This is a genomic window from Maledivibacter sp. (genome assembly GCA_025210375.1).
Classification (GTDB): domain Bacteria; phylum Bacillota; class Clostridia; order Peptostreptococcales; family Caminicellaceae; genus JAOASB01.
On the sequence record JAOASB010000003.1, the window covers coordinates 59,782 to 71,810 of the forward strand.

7 protein-coding genes and 1 other annotated feature are annotated in these 12,029 nt (G+C 35.2%); all 7 genes read left to right on the forward strand.

The annotated features are described in order from the left end of the window. Positions 1-68 precede the first annotated feature (68 nt). The 7 genes from N4A68_00905 (at position 69) to N4A68_00935 (ending at position 12,021) form a co-directional block, all read left to right on the forward strand. Positions 69-1,598, forward strand: coding sequence for an SH3 domain-containing protein (locus N4A68_00905; GenBank protein MCT4562877.1), 1,530 nt, complete (start codon positions 69-71; stop codon positions 1,596-1,598). A 566-nt stretch (positions 1,599-2,164) separates the two neighbouring features. Beyond that, a complete protein-coding gene (locus N4A68_00910) occupies positions 2,165-3,220 on the forward strand; it encodes a carbamoyl phosphate synthase small subunit (protein MCT4562878.1) in 1,056 nt (351 codons plus the stop codon). A 17-nt stretch (positions 3,221-3,237) separates the two neighbouring features. After that, a complete protein-coding gene (gene carB / locus N4A68_00915) occupies positions 3,238-6,444 on the forward strand; it encodes a carbamoyl-phosphate synthase large subunit (protein ID MCT4562879.1) in 3,207 nt (1,068 codons plus the stop codon). 112 nt (positions 6,445-6,556) lie between these two features. Beyond that, positions 6,557-7,189, forward strand: a complete 633-nt coding sequence (pyrE, locus tag N4A68_00920; protein MCT4562880.1) for an orotate phosphoribosyltransferase — start codon at positions 6,557-6,559, stop codon at positions 7,187-7,189. Between the two features lie 420 nt (positions 7,190-7,609). Further along, positions 7,610-8,938, forward strand: coding sequence for an aspartate kinase (locus N4A68_00925; GenBank protein MCT4562881.1), 1,329 nt, complete (start codon positions 7,610-7,612; stop codon positions 8,936-8,938). A 246-nt stretch (positions 8,939-9,184) separates the two neighbouring features. After that, positions 9,185-9,442 (forward strand) — a binding site (T-box leader). A gap of 96 nt (positions 9,443-9,538) precedes the next feature. Further along, positions 9,539-10,930, forward strand: coding sequence for an asparagine--tRNA ligase (gene asnS / locus N4A68_00930; GenBank protein ID MCT4562882.1), 1,392 nt, complete (start codon positions 9,539-9,541; stop codon positions 10,928-10,930). A 236-nt stretch (positions 10,931-11,166) separates the two neighbouring features. Continuing rightward, the gene (locus N4A68_00935; protein MCT4562883.1) at positions 11,167-12,021 is read left to right on the forward strand and encodes an AAA family ATPase; all 855 of its coding nucleotides are present in this window, start codon (positions 11,167-11,169) and stop codon (positions 12,019-12,021) included. The last annotated feature ends 8 nt before the right edge of the window (positions 12,022-12,029 follow it).

Here is a 12,029-nt window from a genome sequence, read left to right on the forward strand (position 1 = left end):
CGTGTTATAATTTTATATATGTAGCAAAGATATAGGTATTTTTATAGTATATAAGAAAGGGTGGCAGAATGCAGAAAAGAATATCGATAGTGGTTTTGGCAGTGATTATTCTAGTTACTATTAGTATGGCAGGTTGTAGTAAGGAAGAAGTACCTACTTCACAAAAAGAAAATTCGAGCGGTGAAGAAGTAGAAGTAGTAGATAGCAATGAAAACGGTACGGGAGATGAAGAAGGCAAGGAAGAAGGACAGGAAACTCAAAATAACGAAGGGGAAAATAACCCTGGTAAAGAAGAACAGGAAGTTAAGGAAGAAAAGAATATTGTATATGTAAGTGCTAGTAAACTAAACGTTAGAGCTGAAAGTGACCCAAAGGCAAAGATTATTGGATCTGTTATGAAGGGATCACCTGTAAAGATCTTGGACAAGCAAATGGGTGAAACGGGAGAAGTTACTTGGCTAAAGATTGAATTTAATGATGCTGAGAACAATAATGAAGGATGGATTTCTGCCCAGTATACTGTGGATGATAGGATGGAGCTTCTAGGGGAAGCCTATAAGGATTTGGATTTGACTCCTCAAGAAAAAATGGAATATCCAGAGAATCCCAGGGTAGAAGTTAAGGGAGTATATGTAACAATTTATTCTGCTTCGGGTAAAAAGTTAGATCAGCTCATAGAACTGGCAAAAACAACTAATATAAACACTTTTGTTATTGATGTTAAGGATGATAATGGGAATATGCTTTTTGCAACAAAGGCAGCGGAAAAGTTTTCTCCACATGCCAATGAAAATGCACCCATTAAGGATATAGAAGCATTTATGAAGAAGCTTAAGGATAACAATATATATACAATAGCTAGAATAGTTTCCTTTAAGGATCCTAAATATGCTAAAAGTAATCCAGATAGGGATATAGTATATAAAAGTAATGGTAAACCATATACCAATAGGGATGGGATTATTTGGGTGTCAGCCCATGATAGGCAATTATGGGAATATAATATTGAAGTATCAAAGGAAGCGGCTCAGGCAGGCTTTAATGAGATACAATTTGATTACGTTAGATTTCCCGCTTCAAATGGCGGAAAGCTGGATAAGCATCTAGACTATAGAAATGAGCTAGGAGAGTCAAAGCCATTAACTATTCAAAGGTATTTAAAATACGCTAGAGAGAATCTTTCTCCCCTTAATGTATATATTTCAGCCGATATTTATGGATTAGTCGGTTCAGTAGCTGATGATATGGGGATTGGACAATATTGGGAAGCTGTGAGCAATATGGTTGATTACGTATCCCCAATGATGTATCCAAGTCATTATGGATCAGGGGTATACGGCTTGTCAGTACCCGATGCAAACCCATATAAAACTATAGACATTGGAGCAAGGGATGCTGTGCTTAGAAATAAAAACATTGAAACACCTGCAATAATCAGACCATGGATACAGGACTTTACCGCTACTTGGGTAAAGGGACACATAAAATATGGACCAAAACAGATTAAGGCACAAATAAAGGCATTAGAAGATAATGGAGTCAAAGAATATTTATTGTGGAACCCTGGAAATAGATATTCAGCTGGCGGATTAAAATAACCTGAGATTTTCTCAGGTCACAGGCCGCCTAAAAATCCGAATTTCTTTGTTGCTGCTGAAATCCAAAACCCTTACGTATGTCTATATACGCCGTGGCCTCTGGATTTCAGCAACCCTCGAACTTCAACTTTTTAGGCAGCCTGTCATCTTGTAGACTTTGTCTACAATCTGAACCTGAGATTTTCTCAGGTTGTTTTTATGAAAAAATATACAATCTTCAATATATATTTTTTTATTGACATCAATATTTTTATATGATAGCATAGGTAGAAGGAAAAAACTAAATATACCTTTAAGTTTGGTCCCGTGAGGCCACCAAGGGCAAAGAAGCTGAAAATTTTTTAGCTATCAATGTATAATTATACATATATTGTACTAATTATACATATATTGTACTAATTATACAACGATTAAACCTCACGGGTGGAAATTATTCATATGGAATAAATTCTGCCTTTTTTAGTATATTTAGAAAATTTATACATGCAGTTAATTATATATACAAAGCAATATCTTTTTAAGCAGTTCATTTTCATTGTGTTTTATTAAATCTAAGGAGGGTTTTGATGAAAGGATATCTGTTATTTGAGGATGGAACAACATTTGAAGGAGAAACCTTTGGATACCAAAGGCAAACCCTAGGAGAAGTAGTATTTAATACAGGAATGACTGGGTATCAAGAGATACTGACAGATCCGTCCTATTATGGGCAGATTGTAGTTATGACATATCCATTGATAGGAAACTATGGAGTCAATGCCCAGGATGCCGAATCCTTTAGTCCAAAGGTAAAGGGCTTTATAGTAAGGGAAATATATGAGGATTATTCAAATTGGCGGGGAACTGAAACCCTAAATGACTATCTTTCTAAAAATAAGATAGTGGGATTAAAAGCCGTTGATACCAGAGCTTTAACGAAATTTTTAAGGGATAAAGGAACTATGGCCGGTAAAATAGTAATCGGTGAAAAGGAAAATAATATAGATAACAAGGATTTAGAGGAGTTTAATAACCACAGGGCTGTGGATAGGGTAACTACAGAGTACACCTATAGCTTAAAGCCAACACTTCCTAAGGTGGCTGTCTTAGATTTTGGTATAAAGAAAAACATACTAGACTCTCTTATAAAAAGAAACATTGAATTAACCGTTTATCCTGCTAGTACTTCTCCCGAGACAATTCTTGAAAACAATCCCGATGGAATATTTTTATCAAATGGCCCTGGAGATCCAGCGGAGCTTACGGAAATAATAGAGAATATAAAGAAATTAATAGGCAAAAAGCCTATCTTTGGTATTTGCCTAGGGCATCAACTAATATCCCTAGCCCTTGGTGGGAAAACCACAAGACTCAAATATGGTCATAGGGGAACTAACCACCCGGTCAAGGATTTATTAAAGGATAGAGTGTATATAACCTCACAGAATCATGGCTATGTAGTGGAGGAAGATAGTTTAAATAAAGAAGAAATGGAGATAACCCATATAAACCTAAACGATGGCAGTATAGAGGGAATAAGACATAGAAAACTACCCTTGTTTAGTGTACAGTTCCATCCTGAAGCATCACCGGGGCCCCAGGATACGGCCTATCTTTTTGAAGAATTCTTAAAAATGTTATAAAGGGGAGGAGATTATCTATGCCTATAATGGAGAATATAAAGAAGGTTTTAGTAATTGGATCAGGTCCAATAATAATAGGGCAGGCTGCAGAATTTGATTATTCAGGAACACAGGCCTGTAAAGTGTTGAAAGAAGAGGGTATAAAGGTTGTACTTATAAACAGCAATCCGGCTACAATAATGACGGACAAGGAAATAGCCGATGCCGTATATATAGAGCCCTTGACAGTAGAAGTTATTGAAAAGATCATAATCAAGGAAAAACCCGATAGCATAGTGGCTGGTATGGGAGGTCAGATCGCTTTAAATCTAGCGGTAGAGCTTTATAAAAAAGGTATAGTACAAAAATATGGGCTAAAGCTTCTGGGTACCGACGTAGAATCAATAGATGAAGCTGAGGATAGAGAAAAATTTAAGAACCTTATGGAGCGCATAGGAGAGCCTGTTATAGAGAGTGAAATAGTAAATAACATGGATGAAGCAATAGAATACAGCAAGGTAATAGGGTTTCCATTAGTGGTTAGACCTGCCTTTACTTTAGGAGGAAGTGGCGGTGGAATAGCAAACAATCTGGATGAGCTAAAGGAAATAGCTTCTAAGGGACTAAAGTATAGTATGGTAAATCAGGTTCTACTGGAAAGAAGTGTTAAGGGCTGGAAGGAAATAGAGTACGAAATGATGAGGGACAATAAGGGAAATGCCATAACAGTATGTAATATGGAAAACATCGATCCCGTAGGGGTTCATACAGGGGACAGTATAGTTGTAGCTCCTTCCCAAACCCTAAGTGATAAGGAATACCAAATGCTTAGAAATGCATCCATTAAGATAATAGATGCTTTGAATATAAAGGGTGGATGTAATGTCCAATTTGCCTTAGATCCAAATAGTTTTGAATACCATGTAATAGAAGTAAATCCAAGGGTTAGTCGTTCCTCTGCGTTGGCTTCAAAGGCTACGGGATATCCTATAGCTAAGGTTGCTGCCAAAATAGCCATGGGATATAACTTGGATGAGATAAAAAATGACGTTACCGATAGGACATTTGCATGCTTTGAGCCTACATTAGACTATTGTGTAGTTAAAATACCTAAATGGCCCTTCGATAAATTCAAGACAGGAAATAGAGCTTTAGGTACAAAAATGATGGCAACAGGAGAAGTTATGGCCATATCAAATAGCTTTGAAGGGGCTTTGCTTAAGGGTGTAAGATCCTTAGAAATTGGGCAATATAGTCTATATAATCAAGATTTACATGGGCTATCAATGGAAGAGCTTAAAGGTAAAATCCAAATGGGTGACGATGAAAGATTATTCTATATATCTGAAATGTTCAGACGAGGACTTAAGATAGTAGACATCTCATTACTAACTGGTATTGATAAGTTTTATCTACACAAGATAAAAAATATAGTAGATTTAGAGGAATCCATAAGAAATAAGGATTTAAATAATATTGATGAGGAAAAGATGCTGTTACTTAAGAAAAAAGGCTTCTCCGATAAGGGAATAGGAAATTTAACAGGTTCTAACGGCATGGAAGTCTATAATCTAAGAAAAAAATATAATATAGAAGCTGTGTATAAGATGGTTGATACCTGCGGTGGAGAATTTGATGCGGCTTCACCCTATTATTATTCTACCTATGATACCGTTGATGAGGTAGAGATTTCAACAAAGGATAAGGTTATGGTAATAGGTTCTGGGCCAATAAGAATTGGTCAAGGAATAGAGTTCGATTATTGCTCGGTACACGGGGTACTAGCCCTTAAGGAGGAAGGTATAGAATCCATTATTGTCAACAATAACCCTGAAACAGTAAGTACGGATTTTGATACGTCAGATAAGCTATATTTTGAACCCATTACAGAGGAGGATGTACTCAATATCATAGAAAAGGAAAAGCCTATGGGTGTTATACTCCAATATGGAGGACAGACCTCCATAAAGCTTGCAAACTTTTTGGATGAAATGGGTATAAATATCCTAGGCTCCTCAGCGGAGAGTATTGATAAGTCAGAGGATAGAGAAAAATTTGAGAAGCTCCTTGATAAGCTAGATATAAAAAGACCTAAGGGTAAGGGTGTAATGACCTTAGAGGCAGGTCTTAAGGTCTCAGAAGCATTAGGATATCCAGTATTGGTTAGACCAAGTTATGTTCTAGGCGGTATGGGAATGGAAATTGCCTACAACGAAGAGGAACTTGAAAAATACCTAAGGGATACCTTCAAAAGAGATAGTAAAAATCCAGTGCTTATAGATAAATACATGATGGGACTTGAAATAGAGGTTGATGCAATCTGCGATGGGGAAGACATACTTATACCAGGTATCATGGAACACCTTGAAAGAGCAGGAGTTCATTCGGGAGACAGTATATCAATTTATCCAGCAGAAAATATATGTAAAAAGATTGAGAATAATATAATAGAATATACTTATAATCTGGCAAGGGCTTTAGAGGTCAAGGGGCTAATTAATATACAATACGTTCTATATGAAGGACAATTATATGTTATAGAAGTTAATCCTAGGGCGTCTAGAACTGTACCATATATAAGTAAAGTAACGGGAATACCAATGATAAGTCTAGCAACTAAGGTAATGCTAGGAAAGAAGTTAAAGGATTTAGGATTTGGAACAGGGCTAAATAAGGCTAAGAAGATAAAGGCGGTTAAGGTACCTGTATTCTCCATGGAAAAGCTACCTGACACCGAAATTGCCCTTGGGCCAGAGATGAAATCGACGGGTGAAGTCTTAGGTGTAGGTGATGATTTAGACATGGCATTATATAAGGGCTTAATCGGGGCAAATATCAATATACCTAGGGGTGGAAAGATAATTATGAGTATTTCTGATAATTATAAAGCTGAATTTCTACCCATAGCTAAGGATTTAAAGGACTTAGGCTTTCAGTTCTTTGCAACCCATGGGACGGCAAGCTTTCTAAAGGAAAATGAAATTGAATCAAACATGGTTGCAAAGATTGGAGAAGATAAGCACAGTCTTTTAGACCTAATCGATAATGGAGAAATAGATTTGGTAGTAAATATACCAACCAAGGGACGTAATTCTAGAACCGATGGCTTTAAAATAAGAAGAAGGGCAGTAGAAAAGAAGGTATGCTGTTTAACGTCCTTAGATACACTAGCTGCAATAATTGGTATAATAAAGAAGGACATCAAAGTAGAAGATATAGAAGTTATTAATATATGTGATATATAAGGAAAGACGTTGTAGGTTGAATGTTGAATGTTGTTAGGTTAGAACTTTGAAGCTGAAAAACTAAAATTAGAAAAGTTAGTAGTATAATAATAAATTTGTTAGGGGGATGGATATGGAAAGGTCAAAGGAAATTGCAAAAAAATTACTTGAAATCAAGGCAGTTACTATTAAGGATACTTCAAATCTATTTACATGGGCATCGGGTATAAAGTCACCGATATATTGTGACAATAGAATTACCATGAGCTATCCAGAGGTTAGGGATGCTGTGGCTAAGGAGTTTAAGCAAATAATTAAAAGTCAGTTTCCAGAGGCGGGTATTATAGCAGGGACTGCAACTGCTGGTATTCCCCATGCAGCATGGGTTTCTCAGAAGATGAATTTGCCTATGGTATATGTTAGAAGCTCCGCTAAGGGACATGGAAAGCAAAATCAAATCGAGGGCAGATTATTTGAAGGGAAAAAGGTAGTCCTTATTGAAGACCTTCTATCAACTGGTGGAAGCTCCATGAAGGCGGTAAAGGCTCTCAGAGAAGCCGGTGCCGATGTTATTGGAGTAGTAGCGATATTTAGCTATAACTTTAAAAAAGTAGAGGATTTATTTAAAGAGGAAAATGTAGAGTATAGAACCATAACAAACTATGATGTGCTTTTACCCTTGGCAGCTGAAATGGGATATGTAAAGCAGGATGAATTGGAATTATTAAAACAATGGAGTAAGGAGCCCTATATATTTACTAAGTAAGGGTTGCATAATGAGGAAATTGCATAACTCTTACTTGGCTAGGTTGCATATGCGAATATCATCCTTAATTTAATTACTTAAGATATAAGCATATTTGATGGTATAGCTTTGAGGATTTTAAAACTACATGTAGTAGATGGTTTTTATAGAAAGTAATTATGCAATTTGCTCTAATTATAAATTTTCCCGTAAAAAAAATCTTTTATGCTAACTAATGGTTGGAAATAAAAATTTAATTTAGTATAATAAAGGGCAAGAATAATTTTACTATTCTTGCTTTTTATAATATTTGAGCATTTTATTAGCTTTACTGCTTTTTCCTAAAGCAGTTTTTGCAATATTTTAAGCATTTTCAGCAATGCATATTGTTAAAAATTAAAATATAATAATAAATAGAATTAAAACCTTAGGAGGATAATCATGAAAGATATAAAAATAGCAAAATTTGGAGGCACATCCGTAGCCAATGCCAATCAGTTTCGTAAAGTTCAGGCAATCGTCCAAGCCGATGAAGGCCGTAGGTATGTTGTGGTATCAGCACCTGGAAAGCGGCATAGTGAAGATAATAAGGTGACTGATCTGCTTTACCTATGTCATGCCCATTTACAATACTCAGTTCCCTATGATCAGGTATTTGATATCATATACGATAGATATGTGGAAATAGTGAGAGAGCTTCAACTGGATTTTGATATAAAGCCATATTTAGATGAAATAAAATCCAAGATGACAAAGAATATATCCATAGATTATTTAGTTAGTAGAGGAGAATATCTAAATGCTTTGATAATGGCAAAATTACTAAAATATGATTTTATAGATGCTAAAGAAGTCATATTTTTTGGTAGTAATGGGTCCATAGATTTTGATAAAACAGAAAAGATGATGTGGAAGAAGCTATCGGAGCATCCAAAGGCAGTAATACCTGGATTTTATGGTAGTACTTGTGATGGTAAAGTAAAGATCTTTTCTAGAGGCGGCTCCGATATTACTGGAGCCATAGTAGCTAGAATAGCACAGGCTGAGGTTTATGAAAATTGGACGGATGTATCGGGTTTTCTTGTCACTGATCCACGAATTGTAAAGGACCCTAAGCCCATTGAAAGAATAACCTATAGGGAATTGCGAGAATTATCCTATATGGGTGCTTCGGTACTCCATGAAGAAGCAATATTTCCTGTACGTGATATAGGTATACCAATAAATATAAGAAATACCAATGAGCCCGAAAACCCCGGGACAATAATCACAGATCATATAAAAAATAAGAGAAATGATAATAATATTATTACCGGTATAGCAGGAAAAAAAGAGTTTACTGTTATAGCCATCCATAAGAACCATATGAATTCTGAGGTTGGTTTTATAAGAAAACTTCTTTCCATACTTGAAATGAATAATATTACCATTGAACATATACCTTCTGGGATAGATACTGTTTCAATAGTTATTTCTGATGCCCAGTTAGATAATAAGCTAGGCATAATAATTGATGAAATAAATAAAAAATGTAATCCAGATTCTTTAAATGTATATACTAATATGGCCCTTATAGCAACTGTTGGAAACAACATGGCATATACACCGGGAATATCAGCTAAGCTTTTTACAGCATTGGGAGATAAAGGAATAAATATTCGTATGATTGACCAGGGATCCAGTGAAATAAATATTATTGTGGGAATCGAAGATAAGGACTTTGACAATGCAATAAGGGCTATATATGATGCATTTGTTGTTTATCCATAGGCGGCAGGTTAAGACTAAACTTGGTGGTGGAGAAGCCACATATGTTTTCTTCCAGTTCCTCCTATAAACCCGTTTTTCATCTAAATAGAGAAAGGACAAAACTGCTTTATAAAGGGAACTTCCATAAAACACATGTGTCTTCTCTATCGAACTTTATTTTTAAAATATCTTTATTTTGTATAAAATGATGAAAAGGCTTTGACATATTATTACTAAAATATTATAATATCGATAATAATATAAAATATAAAAACTATGAAGAGAAGAGTAGGTATAGGATGTAGTTTGAGCGAGTCGGCGACGGTGGAAGGCCGATGCGATGCCTGTATTGAAGAACATCTTGGAGTTTCTAATCGAAATCTACATATATAGTGGAGAGTAGGCTTAGACGGAACCAAACCGTTAACAATGGATAGCATAGATATTGTGCTAGTTTAAGGTGGTCATAAAAACTATTGTGGCAATCAGGGTGGTACCGCGAAATACAAGTCTTTCGTCCCTATTTTTAGGAGATGAAGGGCTTTTTTATTTTTACAACCCAAAAGACAGACCATAAAGCTTGGAACATGGAACTTGCAACCATAATGAGGAGGTTTAAAAATGAAAACAACATTAGTAAAGGATATTTATAGAAATACAGAGCAGTATGTAGATAAAACTATTACTATCTCTGGGTGGATTAGAACCCTAAGATCGTCAAAGGCCTTTGGATTCATTGAAGTAAATGATGGAAGCTTCTTTAAAAATGTTCAGGTAGTTTTTGAAGAGAATCTAGAAAATTTTAAAGAAATATCAAAATTCACAATAGCTGCGGCTATTGTGGTAGAAGGTACTTTAGTTGCTACACCAAACTCAAAGCAGCCCTTTGAAATCAAGGCAACAAAGATAACCTTAGAAGCGGATTCCGATAGAGACTATCCGTTGCAAAAGAAAAGACACACCTTTGAATACCTAAGAACCATTGCCCATTTAAGACCACGTAGTAATGCTTTTTCTGCCGTATTTAGAGTACGTTCTCTTACAGCCTATGCTATCCACAAGTTTTTCCAAGAAAGAGGCTTTGTATATGTTCATACTCCAATCATCACAGGAAGTGACTGCGAAGGTGCCGGGGAAATGTTCAAGGTGTCTACCCTTGATTTTAAAAACATTCCAATGACTGAAGAAGGCAACATTGACTTTAGTGATGACTTCTTTGGAAAAGAAACAAATCTAACGGTAAGTGGACAGCTAGAAGGTGAAGCATATGCCCTTGCCTTCAGAAACATATATACCTTTGGGCCTACTTTTAGAGCCGAAAACTCTAATACTGCAAGACATGCTTCTGAGTTCTGGATGATGGAGCCGGAAATAGCCTTTGCTGATCTGAATGATAATATGGATCTTGCAGAGGATATGCTTAAATATATAATAAACTACGTTATGGAAAATGCTCCAGAAGAGCTTGAGTTCTTTAACAAATTTGTTGATAAAGGATTAATTGAAAGATTAAATAACGTTGCAAACTCAGATTTTGGTAGAATAACTTATACTGAAGCTATTGAAATACTTGAAAAGGCAGATAAGAAGTTTGAGTATCCCGTTCATTGGGGTTGTGACCTTCAAACAGAGCATGAGAGATATATAAGTGAAGAGGTACTTAAAAAGCCTGTTTTCGTAACTGACTATCCAAAGGAAATAAAGGCCTTTTATATGAGAATGAATGATGACAATAAAACAGTGGCAGCCATGGACCTATTAGTACCTGGTGTTGGGGAACTAATTGGGGGAAGTCAAAGGGAAGAAAGATTAGATGTTCTTGAAGATAGACTTGCAGAAATGAGTTTAAACAAAGACGACTATTGGTGGTACCTTGATCTAAGAAAATACGGTGGAGTTAAGCATGCCGGTTATGGTCTTGGATTTGAAAGAGCTATCATGTATCTTACAGGAATATCAAATATAAGAGACGTTATACCTTTCCCAAGGACTCCAAAGTCTGCTGAGTTTTAAAAAGAACCCTGTTTAGTATCATATAATATCATGATGTTTTTTCAAGTACACAGTTACATTTCTTAAAAAACTAAGGAGACAGGTACATTAGTTTCTATAATAAGCTCACCTGTCCCCTTGGTTTTTAAAAAAACCGTTCACGTCGGCATACATTAAGGATATATAGAAATTTGTAAATAGAGCTAGAAGTGATGTAAAGAAAAATACTAAGAAAATAAGATGAAGAAGAGATGAAAATGATTTACTTGAATATTTTTACATTTCCAAATGATGATATGGAAATTGATTTTATAATGGAGGAAAAAAGAACGTGCTATGATTCATTCTATCCCTTTAGGATATTATCAAGACATGGTTTTGAAAGAATTGATTTTGATCCAATTACTATTTTATATGGTGGGAATGGTTCAGGAAAATCAACGGCTTTGAATGTAATAGCAGAAAAATTAGGAATTCATAGGGATTCTATCTATAATAAGACTAATTTTTTCTCTGACTATGTCAATATGTGCCAGATACAACTTGAAGATGACATTCCTAAACATAGTAGGATTATAACAAGCGATGATGTATTTGACTATATGCTGAATATACGCAATCTCAATCAAGGAATTGATAATAAGAGGGAAAAACTTTTTGAAGAATATTTTGATGCAAAATATGCTCACTTTCAAATGAAATCTATGGAAGATTACGATCAACTGAAAAAGGTAAATGATGCTAGAAGTAAATCTCAATCCAAATTTGTACGAAATAGATTAATTGACAATGTGCGAGAATATTCCAATGGAGAGAGTGCATTTAAGTATTTTACAGAAAAAATAGATGAAAATGGACTATATGTATTGGATGAGCCTGAAAATAGCCTTTCCCCAAAACGTCAAATAGAATTAATGAATTTTATTGAGGATTCTGCACGATATTTAGGCTGTCAATTTATAATATCGACCCATTCTCCCTTTCTACTTGCGATGAAGGGAGCAAAAATCTATAATCTTGACGAAAATCCTGTTGATGTAAAAATATGGACGGAATTAGAAAATGTTCGTACATATTATGAATTTTTCAAGAAATATGAAAATGAGTTTTAATGTTTTTT